Consider the following 18,710-nt stretch of genomic DNA (forward strand, 5'->3'; position numbering starts at 1 on the left):
GTTTACTTTCTAGGCGAGGCGATGAAAACAGCAATTGTTGCAATTAATCAATTGCCAACTACGCCAGATACGCTATGGTTGAGAATTCTCGGAAAAGGGAGAACTCAGCAGCAAGCTATTGATGAAATCATCGCACTACCTGAAACAAATTCCTTACGCACCAATATTTTAGAACTGGTTTCAACCTGGCGAGTTAATCTACAAACAAAACAAGATTTAACTGAAGAAGATCGGGAGTTAATTATGAATTTAACACCAGCTTATGTCCAATGGCGAGAAGAAACTTTGCTACAGGGACGACAGATAGGAGTAGAGATAGGACGCTTTGAAGAACGGCGTATTCTTGTAGAAAACTTGTTAATAGCTAGGTTTGGGTCTATTGATGAAGCACTATTAGCAGTGCTTGAACCAATGCTTGAATTACCGCCGCAAGAGTTAACGCGAATGCTGCTTGAATTATCTCGCGAAGATTTGTTAACTAGATTTGGAAATAGAGAGAATTAATGATGAATCAAATCGCAAATTATGGCTCTTGGAAATCACCGATTACCTCAGATTTAATTGTCTCTGGTACAATTGGACTAGGGGGAATTTCCCTAGATGGCGATGATATTTACTGGATGGAAGGAAGGCCGTCGGAAGGCGGACGTAATGTCATTGTGCGTCGGACATCAGATGGTAAAATAGCAGATGTCACACCACCACCTTTTAATGTTCGCACTCGCGTACATGAATATGGTGGCGGCGCGTTTTTAGTTGCCGATCGCACAGTCTATTTTTCCAACTTTACCGATCAACGCCTTTACTGTCAAACAATTGATTCAGAACCTCAACCGTTAACACCTGTCGGTGACTGGCGTTATGCAGATGGCATCATCGATCGCCAACGAAATCGCCTCATTTATATCCGAGAAGATCATACCACTGGCAGCGAACCTGTTAACACAATAGTTAGCATTAATTTGGATAATGGTGAAGATATCCAAATTTTAGCTCATGGCCATGACTTTTACGCTTCGCCGCGCCTAAGTCCAGATAACTCTCAACTGTGTTGGATTAGTTGGAACCATCCAAATATGCCTTGGGATGGTACAGAATTATGGGTGGCAGAGATAAAAGCTGACGGTTATTTAGGTGAAAAACAATTAGTTGCAGGCGGAGTTAGCGAGTCTATTTTTCAACCTGAATGGTCAAGGGATGGAGTATTATATTTTGTTAGCGATCGTTCTAACTGGTGGAATTTCTATCGCTGGAAACCAATCCAGTTAACAAGTGAGACAAACTCCTTAAAAAAATGGGGAGGGGAAATCGAACCTCTGTGCGAAATGCCTGCTGAATTTGGACTTCCCCAATGGGTTTTTGGGATGTTAACTTATGCCTTTGTTTCAGGTGATAGAATTATCTGTACTTATACTCAACAAGGCATCTGGCATCTAGCTAGTATCGATCTCAAAACAAAACAGTTAACAACAATTGAGACTCCTTACACTGATATTTCAGGAATTAAATCCCACGACGACCGAGTTGTTTTTCTAGCAGGTTCTCCTACAGAATCCACAGCTATTGTACAACTAGATTTAGCAACAAATCAATTACAAGTGCTGCGGCGTGCTAGTGAATTAACCATCGATTCTGGTTATCTCTCTAACCCCGAACCCATAGAGTTTCCTACAGAAAACGGACAGACAGCTTACGCTTTCTTTTACCCTCCCAAAAACCGGGATTACACTGCACCTGCTGAGGAAAAACCTCCCCTGGTTGTTAAAAGTCATGGCGGCCCAACTGCTGCCACTTCTAGCAGTTTCAATTTAAAAATTCAATACTGGACAAGTCGCGGTTTTGCTGTCCTTGATGTCAATTACGGTGGTAGCACTGGTTACGGACGCGAATACCGCCAAAGACTAAAAGATCGATGGGGGATTGTTGATGTTGATGACTGTACTAACGGTGCAAAGTATTTAGCTGAAAAGGGATTAGTAGATAGCCAAAAAATGGCGATTGCCGGTGGTAGTGCAGGCGGTTATACTACTCTGTGCGCTCTCACTTTTCGAGACGTTTTTAAGGCGGGTGCGAGTTATTATGGAGTGAGTGATTTAGAAGCTTTAGCCACAGATACTCACAAATTTGAGTCGCGCTACTTAGATGAATTAATTGGCCCTTATCCTGAACGGCAAGATTTGTATAAACAGCGCTCTCCCATTCATTTTACTGAACGCCTATCTTGTCCAGTAATTTTCTTTCAAGGATTAGAAGATAGAGTTGTACCACCAAACCAAGCTGAGATGATGGTAGCTGCAATTAAAGCCAAAGGTTTGCCAGTGGCATACATTACTTTTGAAGGGGAACAACACGGTTTTCGTCGTGCTGAAAATATCAAAAAAACGCTCGACGGCGAATTCTATTTCTACTCGCGAGTATTTGGATTTGAACTAGCTGATGCTATAGAAGAAGTGCCTATTGCTAATCTTTAGCACTCCTCTGACTATTAGGTAGAGTGGGTTAAGCCACTCTACTAAGTTTGATTGTATTTAACTTACATAACACAGCACTAGCTTATCCCTCTTAGGGCAGATTTTACAAAAATTGACATCACTCCAATGGAATAATGTGCATTCGTAAATTTAGCTGCTGTTAAATTATGTTACAGCTTAAACTTATTACAGAGTAAAAGCGATCGCCTTAGCAATCCTGACATTGGCTTTCACGGCATAGATTCTTCCCCTCCTGATAGCTTGCGGTGAAATAACAGTTAAAGCAGATATTGTTTTCTTCAAGGCTCTATGCTATCATCCAAACCATACTCGCTATCGAGTACAAATTTAAAAGTAGTCACAACCTCAACCCTAGTTGAGTGAGTGAGTAGATGTCGTTTGACAGCAGCGTTGAAAATAAAACTTTTTGCGGATCGATCTCAAAAAGCTTATCCTCAACAATAACCGCGTCTTTAGACTCGGAACTGTCAAAAAATAATAACAACTCCGTTGAGTACAAGGTTACTGATTCAAACTGTCAGCTAACCGCAAACACATTAACGTTCACAGACAAATTTAACTTAACCAAACTCAACCTAATTGATAGTAATGACTTACATTTCTATCAAAAATAGGCAATTAAGCAGGTGCAGCTTATTAGTTGCGCTTGCGGCGGCTATTTAAACTTATGTATAACAGCCGCTAGAAATATTGAAGTGCCAGTAACGGAAAAAGCGATCGCCAATGATACGTAGTAGGAAAAATTCTGAAACGGATTGTAGGTTTAAGCGATAAAAACCGATACTAGCAGACTTTTGAGCAAGCTTAAAACACGCTAAAAATTGGTATTCTCGCTCTAAATTTGCTAGTAAATAAATAACTATAAAACTAGCACCTGATAGGTAAGAAAATCTCTTAAAGCGTATTGATACCAGACAACTCTATCAGTAAAAATAAGGCTACAAAATTCTTAGCTGTAGGTAGTTTTAAAACTATTTTAAAACTATTGTATTAATTGTTCGCACCGAACAGTTTTTCGGTGCTAAACAGTGCGTAAACAGCTTAATTTGGATTTTAGTCTTGAGAGAGTGTTGAGCTAAATATAACTCAGCACCGCTTCTGTTTGCTTTAATAAATAGGGCAAAAAACTTGAGTAAATCTAATTCATTAAAAATGATTTTAGATGTACAATTAAAAGCTAAGTATCGTTATTTAACTGAGTTCTTTACTGAATATTACTCCTATGAACGTGGATTTTATCAAAGCCCAAGTCAGGTTATTGCAGGGTGCAAGTGCCTCCGAGCAAGAAACCAGACTAAAGAATATCGGTGTTTGTGCGGGAGTTATCAAGGCTGGAGAGTATCTAACACCGCAGCGCCGACACGCCGTTACTCTCTGGCTGCGAGCTAATGCAGTTCGCCTCCGGCTTCCGCAACTCCCGATTGAATTTGCAGTGGAAAAAAGATCGCAATCAAGCAGTTAAATAATAATCTACCCGTCAATCATAATCTGCACCAGTTTCGTAACTTTTCTATCTATCAGCTCTCCATTTTCTCAATAGTTTACTCTTCTAACAAAATCCCTATAAATCACTTTAAAAGGAGGTTGAAAAATTACAGTTTAGAGTTTAGATAGAGTTGTATGTTATTGCGTTTTAACGCTAAAGTGCAACAATATACTTGGGAGCATCCAAATTTCGGATTAAATTTTCATGCAGTTTCGGGTGCTCCCCCGCACTTTTTGAGTATATTATAGCAACCGCCAAGGCGGTTTAAGAGGGGCTAGGGGCTAGGGTCTAGGGGCTAGGGAAGACGGAAGAAGGGTTTAGAATCAGGGTTTTAAATTCAGAATGTCCTAACTGCCTTGGCAACTGCTATATTTAATTCCGATTGCCTAGTCGCGGCACTTTATACCAGCATCAAAGACTTTTTTATCCCTTGTTGAGGTTTCTACCCGCCATCCATGCTCCTATCTCTCCGAATTGAAAACTTTGCCTTAATCGATAGTCTAAATATCGATTTTGGCCCCGGTTTAAACGTCTTTACAGGCGAAACAGGTGCAGGTAAATCAATTATCTTAGATGCTCTAGATGCTACTTTAGGTGGCAAAATTGACCGTCGCGCCATTCGTACAGGAACAGCGCGGGCAATATTAGAAGCTACTTTTGAGTTAGATCGATCTGCGGTTCAATGGCTGAACGAACAAGAAATAGAACTGATAGATGGAAACTTAGCAGTTTGTAGCCGAGAACTTACGGCTGCTAGCGGTGCATTTCGCAGCCGATCGCGCTTAAATGGTATTCTCGTTAATCGCCAACTGATGGATCAATTGCGCGATCGCCTCGTTGAAATTACCGCCCAAGGTCAAACAGTACAACTCGGACAACCCGCCCTTCAGCGTGAATGGCTCGACTTCTACGGGGGTTCGGAACTCATTAATCATCGCCAAGCAGTAGCCGCCGCCTATACCGCCGCCCAACAAGCCGCCGCCGCCCTCACGCGCAGACGACAATCCGAACAACAACGCTTGCAAAGGCTCGATCTCTTGGAATATCAAGTCCGCGAACTTGGTGAAGCCAACCTCAGCCAACCAGACGAACAAGAACAACTCGAACAAGAACGTACTCGACTCGCCCACATCGTAGAACTACAAGAGAAAAGTTACAAGATTTATCAAGCCCTCTACCAGAATGATACCGGGGCCGCCGCCGCCGGCGATTTGCTCAGCCTTGCGGAAAGTTCCCTCAGCGATATGACAGTTTATGACCCCCAATTGCAGCCCATACTAGAAATGGTCAGCGACGCTTTAGCTCAAGTGACAGAAGCAGGTAGGCAAATTAGCAGCTATGGCGAACAATTAGAGACAGATCCTCAAAGACTTGAAGAAGTAGAAGAACGGATTCGGGAACTGAAACAAATCTGCCGTAAATATGGGCCTTTGAGCGAAGCGATCGCCTACTACCAGAATATCCAAATAGAACTTAAAGAACTCCACGACGGGGGCGAATCAATGGAAGCCCTAGAACAAGCCCATATAGCCGCTTTTGAGCAGCTTAAAAGCGAGTGTCATACCCTAACATTAAAACGCAAAGCAGCAGCCCTTAAACTCGAAACTCGCTTAGTGGAAGAACTTAAACCTTTAGCAATGGAGAAAGTACAATTTCAAGTAGAGATTAGTCCTTGTTCTCCCACAGCCGGAGGTGCAGACGCGATCGCCTTCTGTTTTAGTCCCAACCCCGGAGAACCCATGCAACCATTAGGCGCGATCGCATCAGGAGGAGAAATGAGCCGCTTTCTCTTGGCCCTCAAAGCCTGTTTTTCCCAAATAGACAGTTCCGAAACCCTAATTTTCGACGAAATCGATGTCGGAGTATCGGGAAGAGTCGCCCAAGCGATCGCCCAAAAACTTTACCAACTCACCCACAGACATCAAGTCCTCTGCGTCACCCACCAACCCCTCGTCGCGGCTATGGCCGACTCCCACTTCCGAGTTAATAAACAAATCATCGCAGACGCAGGAGATGGGAGAGAGCGGGAAGATGGGGGAGAATTTTCCAGTTTGGCAACTCCCAACCCGCCTGAAATCCGTACAGTTGTTAGAGTCACCCTGCTTGACAACCAAGAGAAACGGCGCGAAGAACTAGCCCAACTTGCCAGTGGTAGATCCGCCACAGAAGCGATCGCCTTCGCCGAATCCCTCCTCGCCGAGGCCGCCATCCTCCGCCAAACCCACTCAGAACAGCAAGCGATCGACCTCAAAAGCCAAAATCACACCAGAGGAAGCCATCAAAAAACTTACACCGACAAAAAACGCAAATCCTAAGTTAACTCTATCCAGCCCAAAAATATTTAAAATGCTAGCAGACGACAGTTGCAGGATTAAACCACCACCTATATAGTGCCAAGATGACAGAAATTCTGGCTGAAAACCACAATTGTAGAAACCAGCACACATATTAGCAAGTTATGATGCAACAATCATGGCAAGGCTAGACCCTACCCAGATTTAGCAACAGCCCACTATCCAAGTAAACTGGGAATAAGTCTTAGACTCTGCTTACTAGGTGCTATCTACCCGCCCTGGTGAACTTGCCCACCCCTCACCCGTCAAAGACCAACCCTTACGCAATAGCCTCTGTAAAGGTCTATGAAATCTGCATCTCCCAACGTATCTATGGACAACGCTACCACCGCCGTGATAGATGTTGTCCCTCAGAATGACAATCATCAGGTTCAGCATCCCAAACCTAACTCTAGTAGCAGTTCTCTCACCATAGCCCAAGGAAACTTCTCTACCTTCCTCGCCCCCCTTAACAAAGACAACTTTAAGCACGTCACTAGAGATGTAGAAGATAAGCTGAGAGTTGTTAATCAAACGCTAGGGATGTTGGACAATCTACTGGACAGCCAGGGATTTGATGCCATCCTGAATGAAATGTTGCAGTCCATCACCCTCAAAACAGGGGAATTGTTGAATGCAGACCGCAGCACTATTTATTTATTAGATGACGAAAAAGATGAACTCTGGTCGATTGTCGCTAAAGATGAAAAAGGCAACAATCTAGAATTAAGATTTCCCTCCACCGCAGGTATAGCCGGAGAAGTAGCTACCTTTAAGAAAGTTGTTAACATTGGCTTCGATTTCTATGACGATCCGCGCTCAGCCACCGCTAAGAAGATGGATCAAAAAAATGGATATCGCACCTTTTCCATGCTGGCGATGCCTCTGCTGAATGAGGACACAGGGGAGTTGGTAGCAGTAGTCCAACTGATTAATAAATTAAAAATAGATCACGAACCTCATGGACGATTAGAAGACAAAATTGATACCTGTGGATTTACCGCAGAAGATGAACAAGTATTTAGAGAATTTGCACCCTCAATTCGCCTAATTTTAGAATCTTCCAAGTCTTTTTACGCAGCAACTCAAAGACAGCGTGCCGCAAGTGCGCTGATGAACGCCGTCAATGCACTTTCTCAGAGCAGTTTAAACTTAGACGATACCCTTGCCAGAGTAATGGATCAGGCAAAAGAATTAATGAACGCCGATCGCAGTACGCTTTGGCTATTAGATGAAGATAAAAATCAACTCTGGACAAAAATTCCCATCGGCGGTAATTTACAAGAAATTAGAATGCCCAGAAATGCCGGCTTCGCTGGCATCGTTGCCGAGTCAGGAGAACCTCTCCTATTACCCTTTGATGTCTATGACGATCCCCGCGCCGTCAAGTCAAAGGAAACCGATCAAAAGTCGGGATATCGGACTTGCAGTATGCTATGTATGCCTGTCTTCAATGCTGACGGCAAATTAATAGGAGTTACCCAATTAATCAACAAAAAAAGACAGGGAGAATATCCCGCCTACGACTCCGCAAACTGGCCGGAAGCACCAGATCAGTGGCGGTCGAGTTTTAACCGCAATGATATGGAATTTATGAAGGCGTTCAATATTCAAGCTGGAGTCGCCTTACAAAATGCTAAACTTTTCGCTGAAGTCAAGCAGCAAGAACAAAGACAAAAAGATATGCTCCGCAGCTTGACAAATGGCGTAATTTCTACAGATAAGAATGGTCATATCGTTGCTACCAACGATAGTGTAAAAAAACTACTGGGAGCTACCGATGCCGACCTCGCAGAAGGCAAATGCTTGCGCGAGTTAATCAATCTAGAAAAAGGGAATTTTATCCAGTGGTTTGAAGCAGCTTTGTCACCCAAAGAGGAGAAAGACCGCCGACAGTTTTACCCAGACCAAGTTTTACTACCCCTCGAAGGCGAACCCCAAAGTGTTAATTTATCAATTAACTCAATGGCAGATGCAGTCGATCCTGATAAAGTCAATGGGGCGCTATTAGTCATGGAAGACATTAGCGGGGAAAAACAAGTAAAAAGCCTGATGTACCGTTACATGACCCCGGAAGTAGCCGAAGCTTTGTTAGCTTCCGGTGACACTGGACTCGGCGGTAAGCGCAAGCACGTCTCAGTGCTGTTCTCAGATATTCGCAGCTATACCACATTAACTGAAAAATTGCAAGCAGAAGAAGTGGTAGCGATGCTGAACGGATATTTTGAAGAGATGGTAGATGCCGTTTTTAAATACGGCGGTACTCTCGATAAATACATCGGCGACGCACTGATGGCTGTATTCGGTTCCCCCGCACCTCTGGAAGATCATAGTTGGTGCGCCATGCAAACCGCCGTAGAAATGCGGGAACGCTTAGTGGAATTCAATGCTACTCGCGTCAAAGATGGCTTAATGCCAATCAGTATTGGTATGGGTATCCATTCCGACGAAGTGGTGAGCGGTAACATCGGCTCCAGCAAGCGCATGGAGTTGACATCCATTGGCGATGGTGTCAACCTCGCCTCTCGCTTGGAAGGTACTTCCAAGCAATACGGTACAGACTTGGTGATCAGCGAAAATACTTATAAAGATTACGCTGAGCGCCTCTATGTTCGGGAACTCGATTTCATTACCGTCAAAGGCAAAACCGAACCTGTCACCATCTACGAACTTTTAGGCATCCGTGCGGGCTTTTCGCCAATTGGCAAACCCCTTAGCGAAGCTCAGCAGAAGGTGATAGAACACTATGAAAAGGGACGCGAGTGCTACAAACGACCAGTGAGCGAAAAGCTTTCTGACCGAGAGATTAGAGAGGTGTTAGATAGAGTCAAACAGATGTCTGCGGCTGAGATCAAGAAGCTGTCGTACAATGTCGAAGAGCAATTAGAGTATCAGCTTAAAAAACTGCTGTATTACATTAAAAAGCTGCCAGAGGCGAAAATCGCTAGACCCGGTAAGAAAGACGAGCTGATTAAGTTGCTCAAGCCTGAAATCAAGCTGCTGTCTTTGGAAACGATTAAAAATCTCTCCGAGGACGAAGTGAGAGTGCTGCTCAAAGCTAAAGTTAAGCAGATATCAGCAGAGGATATTAAGGAACTAGGAGAGGGCGATGCTAAAAAGCTTTTGGAGATCGAAGTTAGGCAGCCCTCAAAGCCTCAGATTAAGAAACTGACATCCGCTGAGATTAAGCAGCTATTAGAGGCTAAAATTAAAAGTCGGTCAGTCGAGGCAGTCGAGAATTTTTTACACGAAGAATTCCCGAACTTATCCCTAGATCAAGTTAAGAAGCTGCTCTCTGAGGTCAAGAGGCTGTTAGAACCTAAAGCTAAGCAAGCGTTTAAAGATGCTGACAGTCAATTTCACTCTGTTCTGGAAGCAGACCCCAAAAACAAGGCAGCTAAATTGCACATTGAGCGCTGTATGCTATTTCAGCACCAGCCTCCAGATGTCCTCAACTGGGACGGCGTTTGGAAACTCACGGAAAAATAAAAAACCTTGCGGCGGGGATCGCCGCAGGGTTGCCGCCCCCCCGCCCGAGAAGTCGAGAACTTCACTCAATTCTGTAGGGCCAAAAAATTGCTGTCAGTTAACCTCAAAGAGGTTTATTGGTAGAGAGTTAATGTTCTAGTCTTAGATATAGGAACTTTAAGCGCTAGTTATGAGTAATTTGAATTCGCAGTCCGCAGATATCGATTGGGTGGAAGACGTTTACCAACTGTTGATGGATATTGCTCGCTGCTCTTTGTCGGATATTCCCAGATTACCAGAGAACTTTTCTCAAAAGGCTCTGCCTCTGTTACAGAAGGTACAGAGTATTGAGGAAAGTCACGATGGGCAAGCAATCTCAAGTTCGCACTTTGGGTACGAGCGTGAGTGGGCACAGCAAGTGCGTCAATTTTTGCTGGAAATCACTAGCGTCTATTTGTCAGAGCAACCAAGAATGCCGGAAAATCTGGCAGGGAGAGCGATCGCACTGGCAGAAAAAGCCCAGGCTATTAAAGAAGTCGCAGAAAATGAAACGCCCTCGGCAGATGAATCGGACACCTCAGTGCCTCATCCAGAGGTGCTGCTGCAACTCCTACGTGAGAGCTTCAAAATTCAACGCTCCAAAAGCAGTAATCCAGATGCTCCCCAATGGCAGCAAGCGATTACCATGCTGGACGTAGTGCAGGGAATGTATAACCAAGTCCATGAGTGAATCAGTTTCGGCGCTCGACGCTTCCTCCCCATCCTTGCGAGCGGCTGGGGAGATATCTCTTTGGAGGTAGATTCAGGTTTTTGTGTAAAAAAGCTGGAATTGTGTTAGAATAACTTATAGTTATTTTTAGATCGCTTTCAGTGAGATCACAATAGCGTATCTACATTCCTTATGGAATCCAATAGTCAGCCTGCCAGTCCTTCAGACCGACCTCCTCAGCAAACGCTAGCCAATATTGTCGGAACTGCGATCGCTGTATTGACATTAACGCTGCCCTTGTGGGCGATCGCACAGTATTCTCCCACTAATATTCAGATTTGGCAACAAACACCCTATCAGCTCCAAAGATTTCCGCAGTGAACGGGAGTAGTCCTTGATCCTTCGGCGATTGAAATCGCTACTACACGAACGAAGTCCGCCTACGCGGACTAAAAGATAACCTGAGTTAGTATCAGGAGTCACAATTCCTGCTGTACAAATCCTTTCAGACCCCTACACTGCCAAAAATCTCTGAATCACTTCGTCGCTAAGTTCGCTAGTATTTCCCGATGCTACAATACCGCCTTTTTGCATCGCGTAGTACCAGTCAGCTTGACGCACAAAATGCAAGTGCTGTTCTACTAACAATACTGAAATACCCTTAGATGCCACAATACCCCGTACAGCCGCTTCAATTTCCAGAATAATAGAAGGTTGAATCCCTTCTGTAGGTTCGTCTAAAACCAATAATTGCGGCTGTCCCATCAATGCTCTAGCAATAGCTAACTGCTGCTGCTGTCCCCCGCTTAAATCGCCACCCATGCGAGAAAGCATAGTTTTTAACACAGGAAATAACTCAAATATCTCATCGGCAACTTCTTGCTTTGTCGGCCTGATTTTTCTGGCTTCCAAACCTAAAAATAGATTTTCCTCAACAGTCAAACGGGGGATAATCTCGCGGCCTTGCGGGACATAACCAATACCCATTTTCGCTCTTTTGTCAGGAGATTTGGAAACAATACCTTCTCCGCAAAAAGCAATCGCACCACTCCGAGGTTGCAGCAATCCCATCAGCGTTTTTAGCAGAGTAGTTTTCCCCACTCCATTGCGGCCAATTAAGCAAACCATTTTCCCCGCCGCCACACTCAAATCCACATCGCGAAGAATGTGGCTTTCACCATAGTAAACATTTAAACCAGAGATTTGCAGCATATTTTTTGGTAATGGGTAATAGGTAATTGTTAACGGTTAACTGTTAACGGTTAACGGTTAAATCTTTAAGCGGCTTTGTGCTCTTCTTCTGGTTTTCCTAGATAAACTTCAATTACACGCGGATCGTTTTGTACTTCATCCATACTTCCCTCGCACAAAACCGAACCTTGATGCAAAACCGTTACTTTTCTAGCAATTTGCCTGACAAACTCCATATCGTGTTCAATCACTAATACGGAGTGACTTTCAGCTAGCGAAATCAGTAAATCACCAGTCAAAGCCGTCTCTTCATCAGTCAAACCCGCTACAGGTTCATCTACTAATAATAAATCAGGAGACTGAGCTAATAACATCCCAATTTCTAACCATTGCTTTTCACCATGAGAAAGTAAACCAGCCGCAACGTCAGCTTTAGCAATTAAACCAATAGTTTCCAGTAAACCAGTCACCGTGCGCTTTTCAGCAACTGGAGGACGCTGCACCAGCGTTGAAAAAACATTTTTTTTGCGGTTACAAGACAGCTCTAAATTTTCCCTTGGCGTTAGATTCAGGTAAACTCGCGGCGTTTGAAACTTGCGGCCAATTCCTAAACGAACAATTTCATGTTCCGATAATTGACGCAAGTTGCGTCCTTTAAATATAACCCGCCCCTCAGTCGGCTGCACCTTACCCGTAATCACATCCAGAAACGTCGTTTTCCCGGCTCCATTCGCCCCAATTATCACTCGCAACTCACCCGCATCCATACTGAAATTAAGCGCATTTAGGGCCTTGAAACCGTCAAAACTAACGGTTAAGTTCTCAATTTCTAAAATTTTCTCGTTCATAAACTTAGTAATTGGTAATTGGTAATTGGTGATTGGTAATTGGTAATTGCTAATTGCTACACCGAAGTAGTTTCAAAGTATTGCGATTGCTTCGCTTCGCTCGCAATGACAACTGACAACTAACAATTAACAACTAACAACTAACCACTAACTATTATCTCTTCTCCAACTCTTCCCTTTCACGCTGTACTTCTGGATCTTCTTCCAAACTAGGATAAGTAACAGCATACCGATCTCTACCCAATAATCTCTGAAACAGTTCCCACCCTTGAAAACGCAGCCATCCAACTAAACCATTGGGAAGCACCATAACCACAATTAAGAATAGCGCCCCCTGGAAAAATAGCCAAACTTCAGGAAATTGTTCGCTCAACAAACTCTTACCAAAATTCACTAAAAGCGCCCCTACCACAGCCCCAACTAAACTAGCACGACCTCCAACTGCTACCCAAATTACCATTTCAATTGAAAAAGCAATATCCATCGCCTTCGGTGAAATAATCCCCGTTTGTACGGTGAATAAAGCACCAGCAATTCCTGCCAAAGCAGCAGAAATACCAAACACTACAACCTTAAAATCAGTGGGGTCATAACCTGAGAAACGCACCCGAACTTCATCATCGCGAATTGCGATTAGCAAGCGACCAAATCGGCCGCTAGTCAGCCAGCGACACAGGGCATAAGCACCTGCTAAAAATAATATTGTCAGAGTGTAAAAAATAAACTGCGTCTGCGGTGAATTAACTGTCGCCCCAAATATGGTTTTAAAATCAGTTAATCCATTAGTACCATTAATCAGTTTTTGTTGCCCGTTAAAAAAATTGAAAAATACAATTGTTGCCGCTTGAGTCAGAATTGAAAAATATACGCCCCGGATGCGATTGCGGAACACTAAATAACCGAGAAATGCCCCTAAAAATGCAGGCACAAGTACTACTGCTATTAAGGACAAAGGGAAAGAATAAAACGGTTGCCAAAACCAAGGGAGTTCAGTAACTCCGTAGAGATTCATAAATTCTGGCAATTTAACGCTGGCATCTGCGGGAATTTGCAATTTCAAGTACATGGCAAAAGCGTAGCCACCCAAAGCAAAAAATACCCCGTGTCCCAGACTCAGCAAACCAGTGTAACCCCAGATTAAATCAATACCAAGGGCAGCAATTGCCAAGGCAAGAAATCGTCCTAATTGGTTGAGGCGAACGCTGGGGAGGATCGCAGGCATGATAAAGATTAAAATGAGGGCTAAGCCAGCGATAATTGCTGCTTCAATAACAAGCGCACGCCTTTCTTCATTTACTAAAAATCCCGGTATTTCATGCTTCATTCTTTTCTCCTTATTTCTTCTTAGTTGATTTTTCTCTAAATCTTTTCCTCTCCTTTCTTCCTTCTTCTTTTATCCTTCAACTGTCCGCCCTTTCTGCGGGAAAATTCCTCCCGGCTTCACCTGAAGAAAAGCAATAATTAGTGCAAATACCATTACCTTTGCCATGCTAGTTGTCGCAAAGAAAGTAAAGAAATCAGCCAAAGGTTTAATCGGTGCCAGTATTAAAGCTAGCGTACCGGAACCAATCAAATAATTAGCCGTGCCAATAGCCATCGCCGCTACCACACTTCCTACTATTTTGCCGACACCTCCGACAACTACAACCATAAAAGTATCAACCACATAGTTTTGCCCCGTATTTGGCCCTACTGAACCCAGTAAACTAATTGCACAACCAGCAACTCCAGCCAACCCAGAACCTAGAGCAAAAGTTAGAGCATCCACTTGCTCAGTAGGGATTCCTAAACAAGCGCTCATGCTGCGGTTTTGCGTGACTGAGCGAATGCGAAGGCCCCAAACTGAACGCTGTAAAAATAGGTAAATTCCTACTAAACAAATCGCTGTAAGGGCGATGATAAAAAGTCGCGCATAAGGTAACTGAAAATTACCTAAAGGCAAACCGCCGCGCAGCCATTTAGGTGCAGTCACATCCACATTTTGAGCCCCAAACCAAGGCTTAGTCACATCTAACTTATAAGTTTGTCCTAAAAATGCACAAGCCGCCCAGGAAATGGCCAAAGATAAGGGCAACATTACAGCTACAATCCACTTACGAACTCGCTCGAAATCAGGGCGGCGGCGCAATACCCACATTCCGCCAAAAAATAGTAAACAAAACACGACAATTCCCGTTACTAATACCCAACTTACACTCCGCACAAACTGCTGTAAGATCAGACTAACGCCCCAAGTTGCCAGCAGAGTTTCTAAAGGTCTGCCATAGAGATAACGAATTACCCCTCGTTCCAGAATCAATCCCATGATTGCGGCAACTAAGAAAGCCAGAGGCAGGGCAAATAAAATATAAACTTCAAAGGCAAATCCTCCCACACCTTTGAAGTAGTTCTGCACCACAAAAGTAGTGTAAGCTCCCAACATCATTAACTCGCCGTGAGCCATATTAATTACGCCCATCAGCCCAAAAATAATTGCCAAACCCAAGGCAGCAATTAACAATACAGCGCCAATGCTAATTCCATTGAAGATTCCATCTAAAATTTGTGGTAGCAACCGTTTACTCCTTTTTTCATAGTTAGGAACTTAGGACTATAACGCCGTCTTCTGGGCAGTCAATCACCACCCAGAGGGCAGCGTTACGAACTCTAAGTTTGTTTGAACTTGCCTGGATCGGGTGCAGTTTTATTAGTCCAGTCACAAGTAAAGCCTTTAGTATCAGCGACAAACTGATTCCAGGGAATAGGTTTTACGGCCTCTGGAGTTGCAAAAACGATGTTAAATAAACCATCATCTCTAACTTCACCTAGTCGCACAGACTTAGCAAGGTGATGATTATTTTCCAGCGTGACTTTACCGCCGGGAGCATCAAAAGTTTGGCCCAAAGCTGCTGCTCTTACCTTCTCTAAATCATCTGCTGTTCCTGCTTTCTCAACTGCTTGCTTCCACAGGTAAACCATAATGTAAGCAGCTTCCATCGGGTCATTTGTTACTCGCTCTGCGCCGTATTTTGCTTTGAAAGCGTCAACAAATTTTTTATTCGCAGGAGCGTCAACGGTCATAAAGTAATTCCATGCCGCGTAATGACCTTTGAGATATTCCACGCCAATTGCTTTGACTTCTTCCTCAGCAATGCTGACCGACATTGACGGATACTTATCTGGCCCTAATCCTGCACCCTGTAACTGCTTAAAGAATGCTACGTTGCTGTCGCCATTTAAGGAATTGAAAATCACGCCACCGTCAGGCAAAGCCGCCTTAATTTTGGTAATAATCGGCGTAACTTCAGTACCTCCAAGGGGAATGTAATCTTCGCCAACTACTTCGCCACCTTTCTCGGCTAATTGGGCCTTGATAATAGTGTTTGCCGTGCGGGGAAAAACGTAGTCAGAACCAACTAAGAAGAATTTTTTACCTTTGTTTTGCAACAGCCAATCAACGGCGGGTTCTATCTGTTGATTCGGTGCGGCACCTGTGTAAAAAATGTTCTTGGAACACTCTTGACCTTCGTATTGTACGGGATACCAGAGCATATGATTTTTCTGCTCAAATACTGGCAATACCGCCTTACGACTAGCAGAAGTCCAACAACCAAAGACAGTGACAACTTTATCCTGGTCAATTAATTTTTTAGCTTTCTCTGCGAAAGTCGGCCAATCAGATGCGCCGTCTTCTACGATCGCTTCAATTTGCTTACCCAGTACGCCACCCGCTTTGTTAATCTCCTCGATCGCTAACTGTTCGGCATCAACGACGCTCTTTTCGCTAATTGCCATCGTGCTGCTTAGAGAGTGCAAAATACCTACTTTAATGGTATTTCCGCTGCCGGCTGCTGGCGACGGAGATGCACTAGGCGTTGGAGAAGCATCAGAACTTGCTGTAGGAGTTGGACTCTTGCAAGCTTTCAATAGCAAACTCGTTGCCAGGGTAGCTGAACTGTATAAAAGAAATTGCCGCCGATCAAATCGCTTTACCATGTCCTTTCTCTAAGTCCTAAATAGATGAGTTAGGTGATATTGCAGCCTATCACATTACGGTGTGATATTAGGACTAGGTTAAGTGTTTAGTTGTATTTTTAGATACAAAAATCAAAGTTGACAAAACGAAGATTTAGTGCATGGGGTTATTTGATTTTTTTCTGGATAATTTTCGCGCGATCGCCGATTACTAATTAGATTACTAATTAGATATGAAGTTTTATAAAATGCGGAGGGGTGCGATCGCGTGTTTGGAGTAAACTACCATCTTTATCAAGAGCGATCGCCAAGTAATAATAACCTCAAATTTACCATTCTTGCTCCGAACTTGGAGGTAAACGCAACTTCGGAAATCGATAAAACGTATCTCCCTCATCATCTACTTCTAAAACTGCTGAAAAAACCTGAACTTGCCGCTTTAAATACTGTTCAGCAACTTGAGCCTCAACCCTAGCCTTTGCCGCCAGTTGAATCAAAGAAACCTGGCTATTTTGTTTTTCCAACAACAGATAAAAAGCCTCATCTAACTGTCGCTTCTGCTTCTTTTCATTGACACTATTTAAAACCAATAATCCTAACAGAGAACCCAAGCCAATTATAAATACAAATTGTAGAATTGCCATAGTAATAAAACCACTTATTCAAACGAATGCTAAACATAAATAGTATAGCAACTGTCTTGGCGGTCAGGGGGCTACTAAGTGCTCAAACCTTTGCTGAAAATTGTTCTCTAGCTGTTGCCTTTCGCCCTCGGCCTTTTCACAAAAGCTAATCTAGCGAGAAAAAATTTGTAATTAGTAGAGACGCGATCGTTCGCCTCTCTACTAAAAAATTATTAATTCTCCACTAACTAGCTTGAGGCTGAACCAAATTCTTTGCTCCTCGAATCACCTTAGCAGAAATAATTGCATCTCCCTGCTTCAGGTTCTCCAAAACCTCTTTCCCATCAATCACGTAACCGAAAACAGCATAGCGACCATCTAACAAATTGAGGCCAGCAGGTGTTAACTCTGGTTCAAACAGGAAAAAGAAAAACTGCGAAGAAGCACTATCTGGTTCCGCTTCCACTCGTGCCATCGCCACAGTACCATAAGCAGAAAAAGGCAAAACTGGCTGATCGCGATAGCGTCCTGCATCTTCTAAAGTAATCCCATAAGTCGGTTTTTTATCCCCTCTAACCATTACCTCCAAAGGAATATTACGGTATACCCCTGTAGCTGGATCGATGAAACCAACTTCAGAACCAGGCGGATCTCCGGCTTGTAGTACATAAGATTCTTCAGAACGAATAAACTTCAAACCGTTGTAAAAACCCCGTTCTACCAAGTCAACAAAATTGCCAGCCGTCACAGGAGCGCTATAGCCATCAACTACAAACGTAATCTGTCCTTTTTCAGTTTCCATCTCTATTGTAGCCCGACCTTTAAGTTGAGGCAGATGAGAGTATTCTGAAGGTACTTCAAAAGGAAACTCCTTCACCATCAACTCTTCGAGGTCGGCAATTTTATTGAGAAGTTCGCCTTTTTGTTTGCCTACTTCTTCCTTGTCCTTGACCTCAACAGCTTTTTGCAATTCTGCAACTCCGGCATTGATCTCTGCAATTAGGGCTTCAGCTTCAGGTTTTTGTTCATCAGAAATACTTTTTAGAATCTCATTTGAGCGGATACTCAGAACCTTTGAAGCCTTTTTAACATCGTTACCAATCGGCCCCCAACGTTTAGCTAGGATGTGGTTGCTAATATCTTCTAAACTGGTTTGGATATCTCGCACCGCCTCATTATCAATGGGTAAGGCGTACCGCAGGAGGGCCTGGCTATCAGTAATGGCATTACCAGCAGGCATACTGCTAGAGCGTCTTGCCGCCTGGGAAACTGGGCTTAAACTTAACGAAAGGGTAAATAGCAGCAGTGCTAAGATGCTTATCTTGAGCCAATGCTTGCCCGTATCAATCAGGAAATTACGCAAATCCAGCATAAGTTTAATATTTTATGATCTTTCTCATCTTCCCACAGGGCCGTCCGCCCTTTGACTTATAGCAACCGCTTTCAGCGGTTAGGGGCTAGGGGCTAGGGGCTAGGGGAAGAGGGGGGAAGAGGGACTAGCATCGTTTCTACCCCCCTATGTCCCCCCTTACCAAGGGGGGATTCAGGGGGGTGTCCCCCCTTACCAACGGGGGATTCAGGGGGGTGTCCCTCTTACCAAGGGGGG

14 protein-coding genes are annotated in these 18,710 nt (G+C 43.8%); 7 read left to right on the top strand and 7 right to left on the bottom strand.

Going from position 1 to position 18,710, the window contains the following annotated elements:
• The first annotated feature begins 21 nt into the window (after positions 1-21).
• The 7 genes from OSCIL6407_RS38120 (at position 22) to OSCIL6407_RS0111800 (ending at position 10,869) form a co-directional block, all read left to right on the top strand.
• Entirely contained in the window at positions 22-504 is a 483-nt protein-coding gene (locus OSCIL6407_RS38120) for an RpnC/YadD family protein (RefSeq protein WP_019487255.1), read from the top strand.
• The gene (locus OSCIL6407_RS0111775; RefSeq protein ID WP_019487256.1) at positions 504-2,471 is read left to right on the top strand and encodes a S9 family peptidase; all 1,968 of its coding nucleotides are present in this window, start codon (positions 504-506) and stop codon (positions 2,469-2,471) included. Before OSCIL6407_RS38120 ends, OSCIL6407_RS0111775 begins: the two co-directional genes overlap by 1 nt.
• A 1,243-nt stretch (positions 2,472-3,714) precedes the next feature.
• The gene (locus tag OSCIL6407_RS0111780; RefSeq protein WP_007354876.1) at positions 3,715-3,954 is read left to right on the top strand and encodes a hypothetical protein; all 240 of its coding nucleotides are present in this window, start codon (positions 3,715-3,717) and stop codon (positions 3,952-3,954) included.
• A 479-nt stretch (positions 3,955-4,433) separates the two neighbouring features.
• Positions 4,434-6,293, top strand: coding sequence for a DNA repair protein RecN (gene recN / locus OSCIL6407_RS0111785; protein ID WP_007354875.1), 1,860 nt, complete (start codon positions 4,434-4,436; stop codon positions 6,291-6,293).
• Between the two features lie 324 nt (positions 6,294-6,617).
• Positions 6,618-9,800 (top strand): GAF domain-containing protein, encoded by a 3,183-nt coding sequence (locus OSCIL6407_RS0111790; protein ID WP_007354874.1) that lies wholly within the window; start codon positions 6,618-6,620, stop codon positions 9,798-9,800.
• A 169-nt stretch (positions 9,801-9,969) separates the two neighbouring features.
• Positions 9,970-10,509: a hypothetical protein gene (locus tag OSCIL6407_RS0111795; protein WP_007354873.1), complete on the top strand. Its 540-nt coding sequence runs from the start codon at positions 9,970-9,972 to the stop codon at positions 10,507-10,509.
• Between the two features lie 171 nt (positions 10,510-10,680).
• Positions 10,681-10,869, top strand: coding sequence for a hypothetical protein (locus OSCIL6407_RS0111800; RefSeq protein ID WP_007354872.1), 189 nt, complete (start codon positions 10,681-10,683; stop codon positions 10,867-10,869).
• 132 nt (positions 10,870-11,001) lie between these two features.
• Here OSCIL6407_RS0111800 and urtE read toward each other — a convergent pair whose 3' ends face one another.
• From urtE to OSCIL6407_RS0111835, 7 genes are all read right to left on the bottom strand, one after another.
• Complete coding sequence (urtE, locus tag OSCIL6407_RS0111805; protein WP_007354871.1) at positions 11,002-11,700, bottom strand: urea ABC transporter ATP-binding subunit UrtE; 699 nt, start codon at positions 11,698-11,700, stop codon at positions 11,002-11,004.
• Positions 11,701-11,765: 65 nt separating this feature from the next.
• Positions 11,766-12,527 carry an urea ABC transporter ATP-binding protein UrtD gene (gene urtD, locus OSCIL6407_RS0111810; RefSeq protein WP_007354870.1) on the bottom strand — a complete coding sequence of 254 codons (762 nt, stop codon included), beginning with the start codon at positions 12,525-12,527 and terminating at the stop codon, positions 11,766-11,768.
• Positions 12,528-12,681: 154 nt separating this feature from the next.
• Positions 12,682-13,851 (bottom strand): urea ABC transporter permease subunit UrtC, encoded by a 1,170-nt coding sequence (urtC, locus tag OSCIL6407_RS0111815; RefSeq protein ID WP_007354869.1) that lies wholly within the window; start codon positions 13,849-13,851, stop codon positions 12,682-12,684.
• A gap of 69 nt (positions 13,852-13,920) precedes the next feature.
• On the bottom strand, positions 13,921-15,081 hold the full coding sequence (locus OSCIL6407_RS0111820) for an ABC transporter permease subunit (protein WP_007354868.1): 1,161 nt from the start codon (positions 15,079-15,081) through the stop codon (positions 13,921-13,923).
• A 92-nt stretch (positions 15,082-15,173) separates the two neighbouring features.
• A complete protein-coding gene (gene urtA / locus OSCIL6407_RS0111825; protein ID WP_007354867.1) occupies positions 15,174-16,502 on the bottom strand; it encodes an urea ABC transporter substrate-binding protein in 1,329 nt (442 codons plus the stop codon).
• 308 nt (positions 16,503-16,810) lie between these two features.
• Positions 16,811-17,125: a hypothetical protein gene (locus tag OSCIL6407_RS0111830; protein WP_007354865.1), complete on the bottom strand. Its 315-nt coding sequence runs from the start codon at positions 17,123-17,125 to the stop codon at positions 16,811-16,813.
• A gap of 223 nt (positions 17,126-17,348) precedes the next feature.
• The gene (locus OSCIL6407_RS0111835) at positions 17,349-18,476 is read right to left on the bottom strand and encodes a peptidylprolyl isomerase (RefSeq protein WP_026103714.1); all 1,128 of its coding nucleotides are present in this window, start codon (positions 18,474-18,476) and stop codon (positions 17,349-17,351) included.
• Positions 18,477-18,710 lie beyond the last annotated feature (234 nt).

Origin of the sequence: Kamptonema formosum PCC 6407, from assembly GCF_000332155.1 — a bacterium.
GTDB classification, from domain to species: domain Bacteria; phylum Cyanobacteriota; class Cyanobacteriia; order Cyanobacteriales; family Microcoleaceae; genus Kamptonema; species Kamptonema formosum.

Bases quoted from the DNA above. Each gene is read 5' to 3' on its own strand.
- OSCIL6407_RS0111800 (WP_007354872.1), top strand. From the start codon at position 10,681: ATGGAATCCAATAGTCAGCCTGCCAGTCCTTCAGACCGACCTCCTCAG.
- OSCIL6407_RS0111775 (WP_019487256.1), top strand. From the start codon at position 504: ATGATGAATCAAATCGCAAATTATGGCTCTTGGAAATCACCGATTACC.
- OSCIL6407_RS38120 (WP_019487255.1), top strand. From the start codon at position 22: ATGAAAACAGCAATTGTTGCAATTAATCAATTGCCAACTACGCCAGAT.
- OSCIL6407_RS0111835 (WP_026103714.1), bottom strand. From the start codon at position 18,476: ATGCTGGATTTGCGTAATTTCCTGATTGATACGGGCAAGCATTGGCTC.
- OSCIL6407_RS0111780 (WP_007354876.1), top strand. From the start codon at position 3,715: ATGAACGTGGATTTTATCAAAGCCCAAGTCAGGTTATTGCAGGGTGCA.
- urtC (WP_007354869.1), bottom strand. From the start codon at position 13,851: ATGAAGCATGAAATACCGGGATTTTTAGTAAATGAAGAAAGGCGTGCG.
- OSCIL6407_RS0111795 (WP_007354873.1), top strand. From the start codon at position 9,970: ATGAGTAATTTGAATTCGCAGTCCGCAGATATCGATTGGGTGGAAGAC.
- OSCIL6407_RS0111830 (WP_007354865.1), bottom strand. From the start codon at position 17,125: ATGGCAATTCTACAATTTGTATTTATAATTGGCTTGGGTTCTCTGTTA.
- urtD (WP_007354870.1), bottom strand. From the start codon at position 12,527: ATGAACGAGAAAATTTTAGAAATTGAGAACTTAACCGTTAGTTTTGAC.
- recN (WP_007354875.1), top strand. From the start codon at position 4,434: ATGCTCCTATCTCTCCGAATTGAAAACTTTGCCTTAATCGATAGTCTA.
- urtA (WP_007354867.1), bottom strand. From the start codon at position 16,502: ATGGTAAAGCGATTTGATCGGCGGCAATTTCTTTTATACAGTTCAGCT.
- OSCIL6407_RS0111790 (WP_007354874.1), top strand. From the start codon at position 6,618: ATGAAATCTGCATCTCCCAACGTATCTATGGACAACGCTACCACCGCC.
- urtE (WP_007354871.1), bottom strand. From the start codon at position 11,700: ATGCTGCAAATCTCTGGTTTAAATGTTTACTATGGTGAAAGCCACATT.